This is a genomic window from Streptomyces sp. NPDC015661 (assembly GCF_043077765.1).
Classification (GTDB): Bacteria; Actinomycetota; Actinomycetes; order Streptomycetales; family Streptomycetaceae; genus Streptomyces.
In genome coordinates, this window is sequence record NZ_JBIBST010000001.1 from 15,203 (window position 1) to 32,982 (window position 17,780).

The 17,780-nt window shown below is 71.8% G+C and carries 17 protein-coding genes and 1 riboswitch; of the genes, 9 read left to right on the forward strand and 8 right to left on the reverse strand.

Going from position 1 to position 17,780, the window contains the following annotated elements:
• Window positions 1–8 precede the first annotated feature (8 nt).
• The 6 genes from ACF07V_RS00075 to ACF07V_RS00100 all read left to right on the forward strand — a co-directional run bounded on the left by ACF07V_RS00075 (window position 9) and on the right by ACF07V_RS00100 (window position 7,234).
• Complete coding sequence (locus ACF07V_RS00075; protein ID WP_392150623.1) at window positions 9–992, forward strand: LuxR C-terminal-related transcriptional regulator; 984 nt, start codon at window positions 9–11, stop codon at window positions 990–992.
• 100 nt (window positions 993–1,092) lie between these two features.
• A complete protein-coding gene (locus tag ACF07V_RS00080; protein WP_392150624.1) occupies window positions 1,093–1,356 on the forward strand; it encodes a DUF3311 domain-containing protein in 264 nt (87 codons plus the stop codon).
• Complete coding sequence (gene mctP / locus ACF07V_RS00085; protein ID WP_392150625.1) at window positions 1,353–2,981, forward strand: monocarboxylate uptake permease MctP; 1,629 nt, start codon at window positions 1,353–1,355, stop codon at window positions 2,979–2,981. Before ACF07V_RS00080 ends, mctP begins: the two co-directional genes overlap by 4 nt.
• Before the next feature lie 75 nt (window positions 2,982–3,056).
• Complete coding sequence (locus tag ACF07V_RS00090; RefSeq protein WP_392150627.1) at window positions 3,057–3,557, forward strand: GNAT family N-acetyltransferase; 501 nt, start codon at window positions 3,057–3,059, stop codon at window positions 3,555–3,557.
• Between the two features lie 79 nt (window positions 3,558–3,636).
• Window positions 3,637–3,713, forward strand: a riboswitch (cobalamin riboswitch).
• Window positions 3,714–3,866: 153 nt separating this feature from the next.
• Window positions 3,867–6,218, forward strand: a complete 2,352-nt coding sequence (locus ACF07V_RS00095) for a ribonucleoside-diphosphate reductase subunit alpha (protein WP_392150629.1) — start codon at window positions 3,867–3,869, stop codon at window positions 6,216–6,218.
• Window positions 6,218–7,234 (forward strand): ribonucleotide-diphosphate reductase subunit beta, encoded by a 1,017-nt coding sequence (locus ACF07V_RS00100; protein WP_190154866.1) that lies wholly within the window; start codon window positions 6,218–6,220, stop codon window positions 7,232–7,234. Before ACF07V_RS00095 ends, ACF07V_RS00100 begins: the two co-directional genes overlap by 1 nt.
• 63 nt (window positions 7,235–7,297) lie before the next feature.
• Here ACF07V_RS00100 and def read toward each other — a convergent pair whose 3' ends face one another.
• The 8 genes from def to ACF07V_RS00140 form a co-directional block, all read right to left on the reverse strand.
• Window positions 7,298–7,948, reverse strand: coding sequence for a peptide deformylase (def, locus tag ACF07V_RS00105; RefSeq protein ID WP_392150630.1), 651 nt, complete (start codon window positions 7,946–7,948; stop codon window positions 7,298–7,300).
• 72 nt (window positions 7,949–8,020) lie between these two features.
• Entirely contained in the window at window positions 8,021–9,001 is a 981-nt protein-coding gene (locus ACF07V_RS00110; RefSeq protein ID WP_017236276.1) for a hypothetical protein, read from the reverse strand.
• Window positions 9,002–9,080: 79 nt separating this feature from the next.
• Window positions 9,081–10,349, reverse strand: a complete 1,269-nt coding sequence (locus tag ACF07V_RS00115; protein WP_392150631.1) for an HD-GYP domain-containing protein — start codon at window positions 10,347–10,349, stop codon at window positions 9,081–9,083.
• The gene (locus ACF07V_RS00120; protein WP_392150632.1) at window positions 10,346–11,740 is read right to left on the reverse strand and encodes an HD-GYP domain-containing protein; all 1,395 of its coding nucleotides are present in this window, start codon (window positions 11,738–11,740) and stop codon (window positions 10,346–10,348) included. The genes ACF07V_RS00115 and ACF07V_RS00120 overlap by 4 nt, the downstream gene beginning before the upstream one ends.
• Window positions 11,741–11,900: 160 nt before the next feature.
• Complete coding sequence (gene rsrA / locus ACF07V_RS00125; RefSeq protein ID WP_351184074.1) at window positions 11,901–12,218, reverse strand: mycothiol system anti-sigma-R factor; 318 nt, start codon at window positions 12,216–12,218, stop codon at window positions 11,901–11,903.
• Entirely contained in the window at window positions 12,215–12,871 is a 657-nt protein-coding gene (locus tag ACF07V_RS00130) for a sigma-70 family RNA polymerase sigma factor (protein ID WP_030207302.1), read from the reverse strand. The genes rsrA and ACF07V_RS00130 overlap by 4 nt, the downstream gene beginning before the upstream one ends.
• A 252-nt stretch (window positions 12,872–13,123) precedes the next feature.
• Complete coding sequence (locus ACF07V_RS00135) at window positions 13,124–13,756, reverse strand: alpha/beta family hydrolase (RefSeq protein ID WP_392150633.1); 633 nt, start codon at window positions 13,754–13,756, stop codon at window positions 13,124–13,126.
• 33 nt (window positions 13,757–13,789) lie between these two features.
• Window positions 13,790–14,605: an SOS response-associated peptidase gene (locus ACF07V_RS00140; protein ID WP_392150634.1), complete on the reverse strand. Its 816-nt coding sequence runs from the start codon at window positions 14,603–14,605 to the stop codon at window positions 13,790–13,792.
• Between the two features lie 50 nt (window positions 14,606–14,655).
• On the opposite strand from ACF07V_RS00140, the gene ACF07V_RS00145 reads away from it, so the two are divergent.
• Genes ACF07V_RS00145 through rsgA form a run of 3 tightly spaced genes read left to right on the forward strand, consistent with a single transcriptional unit; the run spans window position 14,656 to window position 17,708 of the window.
• The gene (locus ACF07V_RS00145) at window positions 14,656–15,342 is read left to right on the forward strand and encodes a M50 family metallopeptidase (RefSeq protein ID WP_392150635.1); all 687 of its coding nucleotides are present in this window, start codon (window positions 14,656–14,658) and stop codon (window positions 15,340–15,342) included.
• 20 nt (window positions 15,343–15,362) lie between these two features.
• Entirely contained in the window at window positions 15,363–16,694 is a 1,332-nt protein-coding gene (gene aroA, locus ACF07V_RS00150; RefSeq protein WP_392150636.1) for a 3-phosphoshikimate 1-carboxyvinyltransferase, read from the forward strand.
• Window positions 16,695–16,697: 3 nt separating this feature from the next.
• On the forward strand, window positions 16,698–17,708 hold the full coding sequence (rsgA, locus tag ACF07V_RS00155; RefSeq protein ID WP_392150637.1) for a ribosome small subunit-dependent GTPase A: 1,011 nt from the start codon (window positions 16,698–16,700) through the stop codon (window positions 17,706–17,708).
• The last annotated feature ends 72 nt before the right edge of the window (window positions 17,709–17,780 follow it).

The following is a 17,780-nucleotide window of genomic DNA, read 5'->3' on the forward strand; positions in this document are numbered from 1 at the left end:
GATACCTGATGCTGGAGGCGCTCGGCATAAAGGAGTCGACGGAGGCCGTCTACCGCCTGCTCCTGGAGCGGCCCGAGTACGACGTGACGGACATGGCGGAACATCTGGGCCGCCCCGAGCCGGAGGTCCGCGAGGCGCTCGCCTGTCTCGCGGACCTCAAGCTCGTCCTCATGGACGACTCCTCGGGCGAGGTCGAACCCTTCAGCCCGGACGTCGGCTTCTCGTTCCTGCTCTCCCGCGCCGAGGCCGAACTGAGCAAGCGCAAGCGCCAGGTCGAGCAGGCGGGCAGGGCGGTGGCCGGCATCCTCGCCTCGTACGCGGACTGCCCCGAACCGGGCGTCCGGCACGACCTCGTGGACCGCATCACCGGACTCGACACCGTCCGCGAACGACTGGAGGACCTCGCCGCGAACGCCCGCACCGAGTGCCTCTCGCTGCTGCCCGGCGGCGCCCAGCTCCCCGACACGATGGACGCGAGCCAGCCGCTCGACCAACTCGCCCTGGAACGCGGGGTGAAGATCCGCTCGATCTACCAGGAGAGCTTCCGCAACGACCCGCCGACCGTCGACTACGTGCGCTGGTACTGCGACCTCGGCGGCGAGGCACGGACCGTGCCCGTCGTCCCGATGCTCATGGTGATCGTCGACCGCGAGGCCGCGCTCGTGCCCGTCGACCCGGAGGACGGGCGCGCCGGCGCCCTGGAAGTGCGCAGCCCCGGCCTCGTCCACGCACTCGTGGTGCTCTTCGACCGGCTGTGGGACGCGGGCACCCCCTTCGGCGAGGCCCCGCGCCGCGACGCGCACGACCTCTCGCCGCAGGAGCGGGAGTTGCTGATGCTCCTCGGCATCGGCTGCACGGACGACATCGCGGCCCGGCGGCTCGGGGTCTCGCTGCGGACGGTCCGCCGGATGAGCTCGGAGCTGATGAACCGGCTGGGCGCCCGCAGCCGTTTCGAGGCGGGCGTACGCGCGGCCAAGGAGGGCTGGCTCTGAAGAATCACTTCCGTTATGCGGACAGGGGTTCCCAGCAACGGAGCCGTCCCCTAGATTTCCCCAGCATTACCGAGGTGATCAGTGAGGGGACGCAATCGCCATGTCAGAAGCGTCAGATGTGACACAAGGGAAACAACCGACCATCACCCCCGTGCGGGTGGTGATCGCGCTCTGTCTGTTCGCCCCGTTCGTGGCGATGCTCTGGGTGAGCTCCTACGCGAAGGCCGAACCGCTCTTCGCCGGCATCCCGTTCTTCTACTGGTACCAGATGCTCTGGGTGCTGATCTCCACGGCGCTCACCATGATCGCGTACAAGCTGTGGCAGCGGGACCAGCGCGCCCGCAAGGGAGGTGACGCACGATGAAGGACGTCTCCGGAGTGAACGGCGTGGCGCTCGGCGTCTTCGTCTTCTTCTTCCTGGCCGTCACGGTCATGGGCTTCCTGGCCGCGCGCTGGCGCAAGGCCGAGAACGAGCACAGCCTCGACGAATGGGGCCTGGGCGGCCGCTCGTTCGGCACCTGGGTGACCTGGTTCCTGCTCGGCGGCGACCTCTACACGGCGTACACCTTCGTCGCCGTCCCCGCGGCCATCTACGCGGCGGGCGCGGCCGGCTTCTTCGCCGTCCCGTACACGATCCTCGTGTACCCGCTGATCTTCACCTTCCTGCCGCGCCTCTGGTCGGTCTCGCACAAGCACGGATACGTCACCACGTCCGACTTCGTGCGCGGCCGCTTCGGCTCCAAGGGCCTGTCCCTGGCGGTGGCGGTCACCGGCATCCTCGCCACCATGCCGTACATCGCGCTCCAGCTCGTGGGCATCCAGGCCGTCCTGGACGTGATGGGCGTCGGCGGCGGCGAGGACACCAACTGGTTCGTGAAGGACCTGCCGCTGCTGATCGCCTTCGGCGTCCTGGCCGCGTACACCTACTCGTCCGGCCTGCGCGCCCCGGCGCTCATCGCCTTCGTCAAGGACACCCTGATCTACATCGTCATCGCGGTGGCGATCATCTACATCCCGATCAAGCTCGGCGGCTTCGACGAGATCTTCACCAAGGCGGGCGAGGCCTACGCGACCGTCAACCCGGCCACCGGCAAGCCGAAGGGCGCCCTCGTGCCCGGCGAGGCCGGCCAGTGGACGTACGCGACGCTCGCGCTCGGCTCGGCCCTCGCGCTCTTCATGTACCCGCACTCCATCACGGCGACCCTGTCGTCCCGGAGCCGGAACGTCATCCGCCGCAACACCACCATCCTGCCGCTGTACTCGCTGATGCTGGGCCTGCTCGCGCTGCTCGGCTTCATGGCGATCGCCGCCGGCATCAAGGTCAAGAACGGCCAGCTCGCCATCCCGCAGCTCTTCGAGACCATGTTCCCGGACTGGTTCGCGGGCGTCGCGTTCGCCGCGATCGGCATCGGCGCGCTCGTCCCGGCCGCGATCATGTCGATCGCCGCGGCCAACCTCTTCACCCGCAACATCTACAAGGACTTCATCAGGAAGGACGCCACCCCGGCCCAGGAGACCAAGGTCTCCAAGCTGGTCTCGCTCCTGGTGAAGGTCGGCGCGCTGGTCTTCGTCCTCACCATGGACAAGACGGTCGCGATCAACTTCCAGCTGCTCGGCGGCATCTGGATCCTGCAGACCTTCCCGGCACTCGTCGGCGGTCTCTTCACCCGCTGGTTCCACCGCTGGGCGCTGCTCGCCGGCTGGGCCGTCGGCATGGTGTACGGCACGGCCGCCGCGTACGGCGTCGCCAGCCCGACCCAGAAGCACTTCGGCGGCTCGGCCGCCGAGATCCCGGGCATCGGCGAGATCGGCTACATCGGCCTCACCGCCTTCGTGCTCAACGTCGTCGTCACCGTCGTCCTGACCTTCGTCCTCAAGGCCGTCAAGGCCCCCGAGGGCGTCGACGAGACCTCTCCGGAGGACTACACGGCGGACGCGGGCGACGCCGGGGTCAAGGACCTCCCGACGGTCGGCGCCGGGGCGCACTGACCCACGGACGCGTCACACAGGGGGCCCGGGAAATTCCCGGGCCCCTTCGCGCGCCCGGGAGGGAGACTGCTCCCCATGGACTTCACGATCAGGGCGGTACGGCCCGAGGAGTACGAGGAGCTCGGTGACCTCACCGGGTTCACCTATCTGAACGACGGGCTGCTGCTGCACGGCGAGGACGACTTCTACCTGGACGTGCTCCGCGACACGGCCCGAAGGGCGCGCGAGAGCGAGGTGCTCGTCGCCGTCGACACCGACGGCGGGATCATCGGCGGGGTGACCTTCGCGGAGGGCGGCACCACCTGGGCGGACATCGCCGTCCCCGGCGAGGCCGAGTTCCGCATGCTCGTCGTCGCTCCGGCGGCCCGCGGCAGAGGCGTCGGAGAAGCCCTCGTACGCGCCTGCGTGGACCGCGCGCGGGCCCTGCCGGGGTGCGCGCGCCTCGTGCTCTCCACGGCCGATCTGATGGTCTCCGCGCACCGGATCTACGAGCGCCTCGGCTTCGTCCGCACCCCCGAACGGGACTGGGAACCGATCCCCGACCACTTGCTACGGACCTACGCCCTGGAGCTGTAGCGCCGGCACCGACACAACATGTGGGGGGTGCCACGAGCGGCGCCCCCCACATGTATGCTCATCCTCGCTGTCGACGCAGGGGAATCCGGCGCGAATCCGGAACTGTCCCGCAACGGTGTGCTTCGTGCGGTTTCGTACGCGGTGAGTCCGAGGACCTGCCGACAGCGCACCCGGTCCGTCCGTTCCGGGTGTCACAGACGTCCGGGCCTCGCGGAGTGGGCCGGTGGACGCGGCGCGCCCACGCGTACGGGTGCCCGCCTGCCCGCCCACCCTCCCGAGGCCCCGAGCCGAGCGAGGGAGAGCCCCCACGTGACCATCGCGCCCGCCGATCCGGCCGCAGCGATCGAGACCGACGGCCCCGGGACCGTACTCCTGCGGACCCTGACCGATCTCACCGCCGACCTCCCGGACACCGACCCCGGCAAGGTCGCCGCCGCCGCCCTCCGCGGCCGCAGCGCCACGTCGGACGAGGCGGAGCTGCGCGAGCTGGCCACCGAGGCGGCCGCCGGCCTCATCGCCGAGGACCCCGCGTACTCCCGGCTCGCCGCCCGGCTCCTCACCATCACCATCGCCGACGAGGCGGCCGGCCAGGGCGCCGTGAACTTCTCGGCCTCCGTCGCCGTCGGCCACCACGAGGGCCTCATCGCCGACCGCACCGCCGAGTTCGTCGCCCGGCACGCCGAGCGCCTCGACGCCACGATCGACCCGGCCGGCGACGACCGCTTCGGCTACTTCGGTCTGCGCACCCTCTACTCGCGCTACCTGCTGCGCCACCCGATCACCCGCAAGGTCGTCGAGACCCCGCAGCACTTCATGCTGCGCGTCGCCGCCGGCCTCGCCGAGGACGACTCGGTCCGCGCCCTGGACGAAGTGACGGCGCTGTACGGCCTGATGAGCCGCCTGGACTACCTGCCGTCCTCCCCCACGCTCTTCAACTCCGGCACCCGCCACCCGCAGATGTCCTCCTGCTACCTCCTGGACTCCCCGCAGGACGAGCTGGACTCCATCTACGACCGCTACCACCAGGTCGCGCGCCTCTCGAAGCACGCGGGCGGCATCGGCCTCTCGTACTCCCGCATCCGCGCCCGCGGTTCGCTGATCCGCGGCACCAACGGGCACTCCAACGGCATCGTGCCGTTCCTGAAGACCCTCGACGCCTCCGTCGCCGCCGTGAACCAGGGCGGCCGCCGCAAGGGCGCCGCCGCGGTCTACCTGGAGACCTGGCACGCGGACATCGAGGAGTTCCTGGAGCTCCGCGACAACACGGGCGAGGACCAGCGCCGTACGCACAACCTGAACCTGGCGCACTGGATCCCGGACGAGTTCATGCGCCGCGTCAACGCCGACGCCGAGTGGTCGCTGTTCTCCCCGGCGGACGTGCCCGAGCTCGTCGACCTGTACGGCGAGGAGTTCGACGCCGCCTACCGCAAGGCCGAGGCGGCGGGCCTGGCCCGCAAGACGATGCCGGCCCGCGACCTGTACGGCCGGATGATGCGGACCCTCGCACAGACCGGCAACGGCTGGATGACGTTCAAGGACGCCTCGAACCGCACGGCCAACCAGACGGCCGAGCCGGGCACGGTCGTCCACTCCTCCAACCTGTGCACCGAGATCATCGAGGTCACCAACGACGGCGAGACGGCCGTCTGCAACCTCGGCTCGGTCAACCTCGGCGCGTTCGTCGTCGGTTCGGACATCGACTGGGAGCGCCTGGACGCCACCGTCCGCACGGCCGTCACCTTCCTCGACCGGGTCGTCGACATCAACTTCTACCCGACCGAGCAGGCGGGCCGCTCCAACGCCAAGTGGCGCCCGGTCGGCCTGGGCGCGATGGGCCTCCAGGACGTCTTCTTCCAGCTGAAGCTGCCGTTCGACTCGGCCGAGGCGCGCGCCCTGTCGACGAAGATCGCCGAGCGGATCATGCTGGCGGCGTACGAGGCGTCCGCGGACCTCGCCGAGCGCAGCGGCCCGCTCCCCGCCTGGGACAAGACCCGCACCGCCCGGGGCGTCCTGCACCCGGACCACTACGACGTGGAGCTGAACTGGCCGGAGCGCTGGGCCGCCCTGCGCGAGCGCGTCGCCGCCGTCGGCATGCGCAACAGCCTCCTCCTCGCCATCGCCCCGACGGCGACCATCGCCTCCATCGCCGGCGTCTACGAGTGCATCGAGCCGCAGGTCTCCAACCTGTTCAAGCGCGAGACGCTCTCCGGCGAGTTCCTCCAGGTCAACTCGTACCTCGTCGACGAGCTGAAGAAGCTCGGCGTGTGGGACGCGCAGACCCGCGAGGCGCTGCGCGACGCCAACGGCTCGGTGGCCGGTTTCACCTGGGTCCCGGCCGAGGTCCGCGAGCTGTACCGCACGGCCTGGGAGATCCCGCAGCGCGGCCTGATCGACATGGCGGCGGCGCGCACCCCGTTCCTCGACCAGAGCCAGTCCCTGAACCTGTTCATGGAGACGCCGACGATCGGCAAGCTGTCGTCGATGTACGCGTACGCCTGGAAGCAGGGCCTGAAGACGACGTACTACCTGCGCTCCCGCCCGGCGACCCGGATCGCCCGCGCCGCCCAGGCCGCCGCCCCGATCCCCGTCCAGCAGGTCGCCGACCCCGACGCGGTCGCCTGCTCCCTCGAAAACCCCGAGTCCTGCGAGGCCTGCCAGTAATGAGCTCCACCGAGAAGAAGAACCTCCTGGACCCGGGCTTCGAGCTCACGCTCCGCCCCATGCGCTACCCGGACTTCTACGAGCGCTACCGGGACGCGATCAAGAACACCTGGACCGTGGAGGAGGTCGACCTCCACTCGGACGTCGCCGACCTCGCCAAGCTCACCCCCGGTGAGCAGCACATGATCGGCCGTCTGGTCGCGTTCTTCGCGACGGGCGACTCGATCGTGGCGAACAACCTGGTCCTGACGCTGTACAAGCACATCAACTCCCCGGAAGCGCGCCTGTACCTCTCGCGCCAGCTCTTCGAGGAGGCCGTGCACGTCCAGTTCTATCTGACGCTCCTGGACACGTACCTGCCCGACCCGGACGACCGCGCGGCGGCCTTCGACGCGGTGGAGAACATCCCGTCGATCCGCGAGAAGGCGCAGTTCTGCTTCAAGTGGATGGACTCGGTCGAGAAGATCGAGAAGCTGGAGACGGCCGCCGACCGCCGCCGCTTCCTGCTGAACCTGATCTGCTTCGCGGCGTGCATCGAGGGCCTGTTCTTCTACGGCGCCTTCGCCTACGTCTACTGGTTCCGCTCCCGCGGCCTCCTCCACGGCCTGGCGACGGGCACCAACTGGGTGTTCCGCGACGAGACGATGCACATGAACTTCGCCTTCGAGGTCGTGGACACCGTCCGCAAGGAGGAGCCGGAGCTCTTCGACGACGCGCTCCAGCAGCAGGTCACGGACATGCTGAAGGAGGCCGTCGAGGCGGAGCTGCAGTTCGGCCGCGACCTGTGCGGTGACGGCCTGCCGGGCATGAACACCGAGTCGATGCGCGAGTACCTCCAGTGCGTCGCCGACCAGCGCCTGCAGCGCCTCGGCTTCCCGCCGGTGTACGGCTCGGAGAACCCGTTCGCGTTCATGGAGCTCCAGGGCGTCCAGGAACTGACCAACTTCTTCGAGCGCCGCCCGTCCGCCTACCAGGTGGCGGTCGAGGGCTCGGTGGACCTGGACGAGGACTTCTAACCGGTACGCGAAAGGGCCCCGCACTCGTCGAGTGTGGGGCCCTTCTCCGTGTCTACGGGAACGTCACTCGTTCGGGACGACCGGGTAGCGCGGCGTGCCCTCTTCCATCTGGCGGAGGGCGTCCTTGCGGTCGCGCTTCGACAGCTTGTCGATGTAGAGGAAGCCGTACAGGTGGTCCGTCTCGTGCTGGAGGCAGCGGGCGAAGTAGCCGGTGCCGCGGACCTTGATCGGGTTGCCCTTCAGGTCCTGGCCGGTGACCTCGGCGTAGTCCGGGCGGGCCAGCTCGGCGTACGCGGTCGGGACCGACAGGCAGCCCTCGTTCGAGTCGTCGAGGTGTCGCTGGTCGGCCGGCAGGTCGACGAGGACCGGATTGATCACGTGGCCGACGTGACGCCTGCCCTCGTCGTCCATGCAGTCGTAGACGAAGACCTTGAGGTCGACGCCGATCTGGTTGGCGGCGAGGCCGACGCCCTCGGCGGTGCGCTGGCTGGCGAACATGTCGTCGACGAGCTGCGCCAGCTCGTCGTCGAAGTCGGTGACGTCCTTGCACTCCCGGTGCAGGACGGGGTTGCCCACGACGGTGATGGGGCGGGAGGTGCCGCGCTCGCGGTGGGCGGTCTCGCGCTCCTCGGTGTCCTCGGTGTCGACGATGAAGCCCTCGTCGTCCACGGCGTACACGCCCGTCTGCTCCTGCTCAGTGCCCTGCTGCGACATGTCCGCCGTACGCCTTCTTCCTCGAACCGGTACACCCCGTGGTAGGTGCCGAGTACAGCCTACGGGCAGCGGTCAGCAGACTTCCTCAAGATCTCGCCACTCGCGGGAGTCCGGGCTGTCCGCGACCCAGCCGTCGAGAAGCCCGCGCACCAGGCCCGCCGGGGCCGCGATGCCGCACTCGCGCTCCGGCACCCACAGCTCGCCGGGCGAGCGGTGGCCGAGCGGGCCGGGGTGCCCCGGCTCGCTGTGGTCGTGCGGGTCGGAGTGCTCGCCCTCGCCCTCGGCGCTCGGCATGGTCGACTCGGAGCAGGCGCGACAGAGCAGCCGCACGGAGGACGACCAGTCCTCGGCGGCGAATCCGGCCTCGGCGGCGAGCTGCTCCAGGGCGTCCCGGTCGGCCTCGGTGGCGGCCTCCAGGAGGACCACCCAGGTGGGGACGGGCGAGGGCGCCCACAGCTCGATCTCGTCGAAGACGGGGTAGGAGGGTCCTGCGGTGGTGGTCCGCTCGCCGTTCGGCACGCCGTCGTGGAGGACGACCTCGCCCCAGCGGCGGCCGGAGGAAGGCAGCGGGATGGAGAGGACCTCGATCCGGGCCGGGTCGAGGCGGCGGCCCCACACGACCTCGGCCTCGCCCTCGGGCGAGAGCCGGACGGCGGCGCTGCCCAGCTCCATGCCGGCGGGCTCGCCGGTACCGGCGGCGGCGCCGGGCACCTTGAGGCCGTAGGCCTGCCAGGCGCGGCGGGCCAGCGGCCAGTCCTGGAGGGCGGTGGCGGCGATGCCCACGTTCCACCAGTCGGGGGCGCCGGTCTCCTTGTCGAGCAGGGCGACGGCGCGCAGCCCGGCGGCCCGCGCCTGCTCCCAGTCGTGCCGGAACTTGTGCAGCAGCGCCAGGTTGAACCAGGACTCCGAGAGCCAGGGCTCCAGGTCCGCCGCGCGCGTCAGAAGTGCGCCCGCGTCCTCGTACCGGCCGTCGCCGATCAGCGTGAACGCGCGGTCGGTGGCCTGCCGCCACGAGGCGGAGGGCCGATGCCGTACCTTCCCGAAGATCTTCACGATTCCCGCCTGCCGGTCGCTTCACCCTCTTGTTCGCATCCAACCATGCCCGGTCGGACGCGCGCTCATTACCCATGGGTTACCCAAGGACTGCCGAGGTCACCCCAGTGGCTCCGCCCCGTGCCAGGACCCTGGCCAGGCATTCGACGACGTCCGGGTGATAGTCGCGGGCGGTGCCGAGCCTGAGCCGTTCCAGGGCGTCGAGGGCGGCGGCCGCCCCGTCGCCCGCGCCGGCGCCCGTGAGGTCGTCGTAGGCGTTCACGGCCCGGACGATCCGGGCGGCCGGCGGCTGCTCGCGGTACGGGTCGGCCTGCCGCTCCACGACGACGGCGACGGCCTCGGGGACGCCGGTCCTGCGGACGACCTCGCCGCCCAGGAGGGCGATCCTGCGCTGTTCCTCGGCCGGGAGGAGGGCGGTGGCGCCGCCCGCGACCGGGTCGACGAGGGAGAGCTGTCCGATGTCGTGCATGAGCGCCGCGTGCTCCAGGACGGTGAGCTCGGTCCCGGAGAGGCCCAGCTCGCGCCCGACGGCCGCGCTGAGGGCGGCGACCCGGCGGGTGTGCCCGGGCGGGGTGCAGCCGGCGATCTCGGTGGCGCGGGCGAGGGAGGCGATGGTCTGCCGGTTGACGGTCCGCACGGCCGCGTACCGCCGGAAGGAGACCTGGGTGAGGAGGAGGGGGACGGCGAGCACGGGCAGGGCCCAGAGTCCGGCGGCGGCGACGCCGAGGGCCATGACGGTGCCGGTGGCGCAGACGGCGGAGCCGATGCCGAGGAGGGCGCGGAGTTCGTCGCGGAGGAGGGGGCCGTACGGGAATCCGGTGCGGGCGCGCAGGACGAGGGCGCCGAGGACGGCGTCGCACAGGGCGGTCAGGACGAGCAGGAGGACGAGGAAGAGGGCGTACGCGGGGCCCTGGCCGAGGTGCTCGGTGACGGCGCCCGAGTTGTAGAGGGGCTGGAAGCAGAGCGCGGCGAAGCCGACGGTGAGGACGCGGCGGGCGAGGTGGTCGAGGCCGGGGCCCCTGCCCCGGGCGATGTGGGGGACGATCCCGGCGAGGCCCGCGGCGACGGCGACGGCGACGGTCTGGAGGGCGCCGTGGGTGGTGGCGGTGCCGGCGCTGGTGCCGAGGAGGGCGTACGCGAGGGCTCCCGCGGAGGCGAGCGGCGCGGGTTCGCGTTCGTCGGGCGCGGCGCCCCGGCGGGCGAGCTCGCCGAGGGCGATGAGGGTGCCGAAGGCGAGGGCGTTGCCGGGTTCGTCGAGGCCGTGCCAGAGGGTGGTGGCGAAGCCGGCGAGGCCGAGGAGGAGTGCGGCGCCGCGCACCGCGCCGACGGTGAGCGCCCCGGGCCTCATGCGGGCTCCTTCGCGGAGGCGGCGGGCTCGGGGAGGGTTTCGCGGGGCGGGGGGATCTGCTCGGGCTGCCCGGTCGCGCGCCCCGTCGTCTCGTCGGCGGTGACGGCCGGCTGCCAGCCGTGCCGGTCCAGGGCCTGGGCGAGGGCGGTGACCATGCGGGGGTCGAACTGGGTGCCGGCGCAGCGCTCCAGTTCGGCGAGGGCGGTGGGAACGGGGCGGGCGCGGCTGTAGCAGCGGGTGGAGGTCATCGCGTCGAAGGCGTCGGCGACGGCCACGACGCGGGCGAATTCGGGGATCTGCTCGCCGTGGAGCCCGTACGGGTAGCCGCTGCCGTCCATGCGTTCGTGGTGGTGGAGGATCGCGGCCCGTGCTTCGCCGAGGAAGCCGATGCCGCGGACCATCTCGTGGCCGTATTCGGGGTGCAGTTCGATGACCCGGCGTTCCTCGGGGGTGAGGGGCCCGTCCTTGCGGAGGACCCGGGTGGGCACGCCGAGCTTGCCCACGTCGTGCAGGATGCCGGCGAAGCGGACGACGTCGAGGCGGTCCTCGGCCATGCCGAGCTCACGGGCGATCAGGACGGAGGCGTGGCCGACGCGTTCGCTGTGGCCCCGGGTGTAGCGGTCCTTGATGTCGACGGCCTGGACGAGGGCGCGGATGGTGGCCTGGTGGGCGGCGCGCTCCCGGTGGTACTGGGCGAAGACCCAGCAGGAGATGTACATGGGCAGGAGGACGAAGAGCGCCGCGACCGGTCCGTAGGTGCTGCGCCAGAGGACGGCCATCATCAGTCCGGCGAGTCCGTGGACGGTGTGCGGGGCGAGCGCCCGGCCGAGGAGGCCGCGCCAGGCGGCCCGCAGGGGCAGTCCCTCGGCGGTGGCCCGGATGCCTCCGTCGAGGGCGGTGAGGACGAGGCAGAAGGTGAGGGCGGCGGCGCCGGCGGGGAGCAGCGCGTACGGCAGGTCGGGGGCGTCCGGGCCGCGGCCGAGGGCGGTGGGGCCGCCGAGGGCGTCGGCGGTCAGGGCGGCGGCCCAGACGGCGAGGGCGGTGGCGGCGGCGCGCCAGGCGCGGCGGGGTGGGGCGGGGGGTTCCTCGACGCGGGCGAGGAGGCTGCCGGGGATCGCGGTGAGCGCTGCGGCGGCGGGCGGCAGGAGCAGCGCGGAGGCGAGGAGCACGGGGAAGAAGGAGCCGGTGCCCATGGGGACGGAGCCGCCGAGGGCGCGGCCGATGAGCCGGCAGCGGGCGGGCAGCTCGCAGAGCGCGTACAGGGCGGCGAGGAGTGCGACCGTGCCCCAGGGGACGGGCGCGCCGGGGCGCAGCCCGGGCAGGGCGCACGCCCCGGCGCCGAGCAGGGCGCAGCCGATGTACACGCGGGCCGCTCGCGGAATGACGTTCACGCCCATCACGCTTGTCACGCTAGCGAGTTGGGCGGCCCGGGGCGGCGCGGTCCCGGTGATTCGCACCATCGGGTGATACAAGCTGATATATGCGCGAGGCCGCCGCGAGAACTTCGCGGCGGCCGTCCGCTTCCCTGATACGGCTTGTACGGGAGGGGTGCTACTCCTGCGGGGCCGGTGTCGTCGGGCTGCTCACCGTGATGTCCTGCTCGGGCACCAGGTGTCCGGCGCGGATCAGGTCGATCCGGCCCATGACCTTGGCGCGCAGGTCGGTGGGGACGTCGTCACTGCCGCAGCAGCGCTTGACGAGCTTCTTCACCGCCTGCTCCAGGCCGTACTTCTCCAGGCACGGGGAGCACTCCTCGAAGTGCACCTCGAACTTGGTGCAGTCACTGTCGGGCATCTCATGGTCGAGGAACTCGTAGAGATGATCCAGGACCTCTGAGCAATCCGTCTCGTGCGGCTCTCCGCAGCTCATGAGCCCGAGCCTTTCAGATCGTTCGACGACTCTCCGGCGCCCGCGGGTACCAGCCCGCGGTCGCGGGCGTAGTCCTCGAGCATGCCGCGCAGCTGGCGGCGGCCCCGGTGCAGTCGGGACATCACCGTACCGATGGGTGTCCCCATGATGTCCGCGATCTCCTTGTACGCAAAGCCCTCGACATCGGCGAGATAGACGGCGATGCGGAACTCCTCGGGAATCGCCTGGAGCGCTTCCTTCACGTCGGAGTCGGGAAGATGGTCGAGCGCCTGCGACTCGGCGGAGCGCAGACCGGTCGACATGTGCGACTCGGCGCGGGCGAGCTGCCAGTCCTCGATCTCCTCGGCGGCGCTGCGCTGGGGCTCACGCTGCTTCTTGCGGTACGAGTTGATGAAGGTGTTCGTGAGGATGCGGTAGAGCCAGGCCTTGAGGTTCGTACCCTCGCGGAACTGGTGGAAGGATCCGTACGCCTTGGCGTAGGTCTCCTGCACCAGGTCCTCCGCGTCCGCGGGGTTCCGCGTCATGCGGAGCGCGGCCGAGTACATCTGGTCGAGGTAGCCGAGGGCGTCCCGCTCGAAGCGCGCGTTGCGCTCCTCGGTCGTCTCCTCGGGGCCGTCGTCGGTCCCTGTGTCGGTCCCAGTGACCGGACCCACCTCCTCCAGCGCGGCGGCGAGCCCGAGGGCGGACCCGCTCGTTTCGGAGGATAGACGAGGAACCGCTCCGCCCGCCGCCCGAATAGGGGCGGCCTTGGGCGCGGGCAGCACTGTCCAGTCGAGGTCAGCGGCCTGCGCACGCTCCGGGCAGATGGTCATACCCATACGACGGACTCCCTCTTCCTTGCTCTCACACCGACCCTCTCCACAACAGTGGCCCCAGGCTCGGCATTCCCGGCGGCGGCGGGGAGATCAGCGGAGTGCGGAGATCCACTCGGCGACCCCGTCGACCAGGAGCCCGAGGGCCTCCTCCTGTCCGAGCGGCGCGCGCTTGGGGAGGGCGAAGCCGTGGTCCCCGTACGGGATCTCCACGAGTTCGTACGGTCCTTCCGGGTACTCCCCGGGCCGCCCGAAGGGGTCGTTGCCGCCCTGGACGACGAGGGTGGGCAGGCCGGTGGAGAGGAGCTCCTCGGCGCGGGACCGCTCGGGCCTGCCCGGCGGGTGGAGCGGGAAGCTCAGGGCGAGGACGGCGAGCGCGCCGAGCTCCCGCCCGGTCCGGCAGGCGACGCGGGCGCCGGCGCTGCGGCCGCCCGCGATCACCGGGAGGCCGGGCTTCGCGAGCGCCGGCCAGAGGCCGCGCCAGCCGGTGTCGAGGGTCTTCGGGGCGGGGGCGACCTTCTTGCCGGCGACCCGCCAGGGCTGCTCCACGAGGGCGACGGTCACACCACGGGCGGGCAGCGCCCCGGCGAGGGCCTGGAGGTCGCGGGCCTCGACGCCGCCTCCGGCGCCGTGCCCGAGGGCGAGGACGGCCCACGGCTTCGTGCCCGCGTGCCAGGTGATGCGCGCCTCGCCGGCGTCGGTGGAAACGGTCTCGTACTGTGTCACGTCCCCATCCTGCCGCGCCGCGGGTCCCAGGGGTCAGAAGAGCGTGCCGACTTCCGGTCCGGCGAGCTCGGCCAGGAGTTCGGGGCCGTTGTTGCGGACGTTGCTGACGGCGGTGGCGACCGGGTAGGCCCGCATCAGGCCGCCCGGCGGCGGGGCGAGCAGCCCGCGCAGCTGCTCGGGGTCGGTGCGCGCCGGGTCGAGCCAGGCGTCCCAGCGTTCCTCGGTCAGCATCAGCGGCATCCGGGGGTGGATGTCGGCGAGGGAGCGCGGGCCCTCGGCGGGGGCGACGCCGAGCGGGCCGGTCTCGGCCTCGGTGGTGACCACGGAGCAGGTCACCCACCACGCTGCGGGGTGCTCGGGCGGAAGGGTGCCGTCCCGCCAGAACTCGTAGAGCCCGGCCATCGCGAAGACCGAGCCGTCCGCCGGGGTCACGAAGTACGGCTGCTTGCGGGCCCGCTTCTTCTTCCCCTCGACCTCCAGGTCGCGCTCGGCGGTCCCGGTCACCCACTCGTAGTAGCCGTCGGCGGGCAGGATGCACCGGCGCGACTGGAAGGCGCGCTTGAAGGAGGGCTTCTCGTCGACGGTCTCCGCGCGCGCGTTGATCATCCGGGCGGCGCCCTCCGGGGACTTCGCCCAGGACGGGACGAGCCCCCATTTCAGTGCGCGGAGCTGGCGAACCGGCCGTCGGGATCCGGCGTCTTTCAGAGGACGTTCCAGAACGGCCCAGACCTCCTTGGTGGGGGCCACGTTCCAGTCGGGGGCCAGGGTCTCCTCGGGCTCCCACATCTCGATCCCGAAGGCGGCGACGAGGTCCTCGGGCCGCCGACTCGATGCATACCGTCCGCACATACGTGCCACACTGCCACGTTCCCGCACACGACCGAGGAGCCGTCCGCGAAATGACCGAGATCCTCGGTACCCAGCCCGCCCCGGCCGAGTGGATCGTCTGGTTCACGGCCGCCTGCGCGCTGAGCCTGGTCGCGTTCCGGCGGCTGTGGCTGCCGGCCCGGAACGCGATCACCATCGCCCACGAGGGCGGCCACGGAATCGTCGCCCTCGCCATGGGCCGCCGCCTGGAGGCGATCCGGCTGCACTCGGACACCAGCGGGCTGACGGTGTCCCGGGGCCGGGCGACCGGCCTGGGCGTGGTCCTCACCCTCGCCGCCGGCTACCCCGCGGCCCCGCTGCTGGGGCTCGGCGGCGCCGCCCTGCTCGGCACCGGCCACGTCACCCTGCTGCTCTGGGCGGCGACCGGGCTGCTGCTCGCGCTGCTCGTGATGGTCCGCAACGCGTACGGGATCCTCACCGTCGTCCTGACGGGTGCTGCCTTCGTCCTCGTCTCGTGGCTGACCGGCCCCGAGGTCCAGTCCGTGTTCGCGTACGCGGTGGTCTGGTTCCTGCTGCTCGGCGGTGTCCGGCCGGCCTTCGAGCTCCAGGCGAAACGGCGCCACGGCGGCGCCCCCGACTCGGACGCGGACCAGCTCTCGCGGCTCACCCAGGTGCCCGCCGGGGTGTGGCTCCTCTTCTTCCACACGGTGGCGATATCCGCCCTGATCGGCGGCGGTCGCTGGCTCCTGGGCTTCTGACTCCCCCGTACAGTGAGTCCATGACCGCAGCAGCTTCCGCGCACACCGACCCGCCCACCGACCTCTGGCCCGCCCCGTATGCGAGCGGCGCCGTCGACGCGACCGTCACCGTGCCCGGATCGAAGTCGGTCACCAACCGCGCGCTCGTCCTCGCGGCGCTCGCCGCCGAGCCGGGCTGGCTGCGCCGCCCGCTGCGCTCGCGCGACACCCTCCTGATGGCCGAGGCGCTCCGTACCCTCGGCGTGAAGATCGAGGAAGGGGTCGGCCCCGACGGCTCCGGCGAGGCGTGGCGGATCATCCCCTCCCCGCTGCGCGGCCCCGCGACCGTCGACGTCGGCAACGCGGGCACGGTCATGCGCTTCCTGCCCCCGGTCGCGACCCTCGCCGACGGCCCGGTGCGGTTCGACGGCGACCCCCGCTCCCACGAGCGCCCGCTGCACGGCGTGATCGACGCGCTGCGCGCGCTCGGCGCCCGGATCGACGACGAGAGCCGGGGCGCGCTCCCGATGACCGTGCACGGCGCCGGGGGCCTGGACGGCGGCACCGTCGAGATCGACGCCTCCTCGTCCTCCCAGTTCGTCAGCGCCCTGCTGCTCTCCGCGCCCCGCTTCAACCAGGGCGTCGAGGTACGGCACGTGGGCAGCCGACTCCCCTCGCTCCCCCACATCCGGATGACGGTCGACATGCTGCGCGCGGTCGGCGCCCGGGTGGACGAGCCGGAGCACGGCGGCGAGCCGAACGTGTGGCGGGTGGCGCCCTCCGCGCTGCGCGGCCGCGACCTGGTCGTCGAGCCGGATCTGTCGAACGCGCAGCCGTTCCTGGCGGCGGCCCTGGTGACCGGCGGCCGGGTGACGATCCCGGACTGGCCGGAGCGGACCACCCAGCCGGGCGACGAGCTGCGCCGGATCTTCACCGAGATGGGTGGCTCCTGCGAGCTCACCGACGCGGGCCTGACCTTCACCGGTACGGGCCGGATCCACGGCATCGACGTGGACCTGGGCGAGGTCGGCGAGCTGACCCCCGGCATCGCGGCGGTCGCGGCCCTGGCCGACTCCCCGTCGACCCTGCGCGGGGTGGCCCATCTGCGGCTGCACGAGACGGACCGGCTCGCGGCGCTCACCAAGGAGATCAACGAGCTCGGCGGCGACGTGACCGAGACCGAGGACGGTCTCCACATCCGCCCGCGCCCGCTGCACGGCGGCGTCTTCCACACGTACCACGACCACCGCATGGCGACGGCGGGCGCGATCATCGGCCTCGCCGTCGAGGGCGTGGAGATCGAGGACGTGGCGACGACGGCGAAGACCTTGCCGGACTTCCCGACGATGTGGACCGAAATGCTCGGGGTCTGAACCATGCGGCGCTACGGCAAGCACACCGACGAGGACGACATCCGCCAGCGGCCCAACCGCAAGGGCACCCGTCCCCGCACCACGATCCGCCCGAAGCACGAGGACGCCGTCGAGGGCATGGTCCTCACCGTCGACCGCGGCCGGCTGACCGTGCTGGTCGACGACCGGGCCGTGATGGCGATGAAGGCCCGCGAGCTGGGCCGCAAGGCCGCCGTCGTCGGCGACCGGGTCTCCCTCGTCGGCGACCTCTCCGGTGAGAAGGACACGCTGGCCCGGATCGTGCGGATCGGCGAGCGCAGCTCGGTGCTCCGGCGCACGGCCGACGACGACGACCCGTACGAGCGGGTGGTCGTCGCCAACGCCGACCAGCTGGCGATCGTCACCGCGCTCGCCGACCCGGAGCCGCGCCCGCGGCTGATCGACCGCTGTCTGGTGGCGGCGTACGACGGCGGGCTCGAACCCTTCCTGGTGATGACGAAGTCGGACCTGGCGCCGCCGGAGAAGCTTCTGGAGCTGTACGGGGACCTGGACATCCCGCACGTGGTGGTGAACCGCGAGGAGCTGTACGACGGCGGGGCGGCCGACCGGGTGCGGCAGTATCTGGACGGGCGGGTCACGGCCTTCGTCGGCCACTCCGGTGTCGGGAAGACGACGCTGGTCAACGCCCTGGTGCCGCAGGAGAAGCGACGGATCACGGGCCACGTGAACGCGGTGACGGGCCGCGGCCGGCACACCACCACCTCGGCGCTCGCGCTGCCCCTCGACGCGGCCGACGGCTGGGTCATCGACACCCCGGGCGTGCGCTCCTTCGGTCTGCACCACGTCGACCCGTCCCGGGTCATCCACGCCTTCCCCGACCTGGAACCGGGTACGGAGAGCTGCCCGCGTGCCTGCAGCCACGACGAGCCGGACTGCGCGCTCGACGCGTTCGTGGCGGAGGGGCACGCCGATCCGGCGCGGCTGTTCTCGCTGCGGCGGCTGCTCGCGACCCGGGAGCGACGCGAGGGCGACTGAGCCCCCGGCGTTTACACCTGCTCGCTGCCGGTAAGTGCATAATCGCACCAAGTGAGACGAAGCAGTCACCGA

Coding starts and splice junctions, on each gene's coding strand:
- ACF07V_RS00100 (WP_190154866.1), top strand. CDS start 6,218: ATGAGCTCCACCGAGAAGAAGAACCTCCTGGACCCGGGCTTCGAGCTC.
- ACF07V_RS00145 (WP_392150635.1), top strand. CDS start 14,656: ATGACCGAGATCCTCGGTACCCAGCCCGCCCCGGCCGAGTGGATCGTC.
- rsrA (WP_351184074.1), bottom strand. CDS start 12,218: ATGAGCTGCGGAGAGCCGCACGAGACGGATTGCTCAGAGGTCCTGGAT.
- mctP (WP_392150625.1), top strand. CDS start 1,353: ATGAAGGACGTCTCCGGAGTGAACGGCGTGGCGCTCGGCGTCTTCGTC.
- ACF07V_RS00080 (WP_392150624.1), top strand. CDS start 1,093: ATGTCAGAAGCGTCAGATGTGACACAAGGGAAACAACCGACCATCACC.
- aroA (WP_392150636.1), top strand. CDS start 15,363: ATGACCGCAGCAGCTTCCGCGCACACCGACCCGCCCACCGACCTCTGG.
- ACF07V_RS00075 (WP_392150623.1), top strand. CDS start 9: ATGCTGGAGGCGCTCGGCATAAAGGAGTCGACGGAGGCCGTCTACCGC.
- rsgA (WP_392150637.1), top strand. CDS start 16,698: ATGCGGCGCTACGGCAAGCACACCGACGAGGACGACATCCGCCAGCGG.
- ACF07V_RS00090 (WP_392150627.1), top strand. CDS start 3,057: ATGGACTTCACGATCAGGGCGGTACGGCCCGAGGAGTACGAGGAGCTC.
- ACF07V_RS00140 (WP_392150634.1), bottom strand. CDS start 14,605: ATGTGCGGACGGTATGCATCGAGTCGGCGGCCCGAGGACCTCGTCGCC.
- def (WP_392150630.1), bottom strand. CDS start 7,948: ATGTCGCAGCAGGGCACTGAGCAGGAGCAGACGGGCGTGTACGCCGTG.
- ACF07V_RS00115 (WP_392150631.1), bottom strand. CDS start 10,349: ATGAGGCCCGGGGCGCTCACCGTCGGCGCGGTGCGCGGCGCCGCACTC.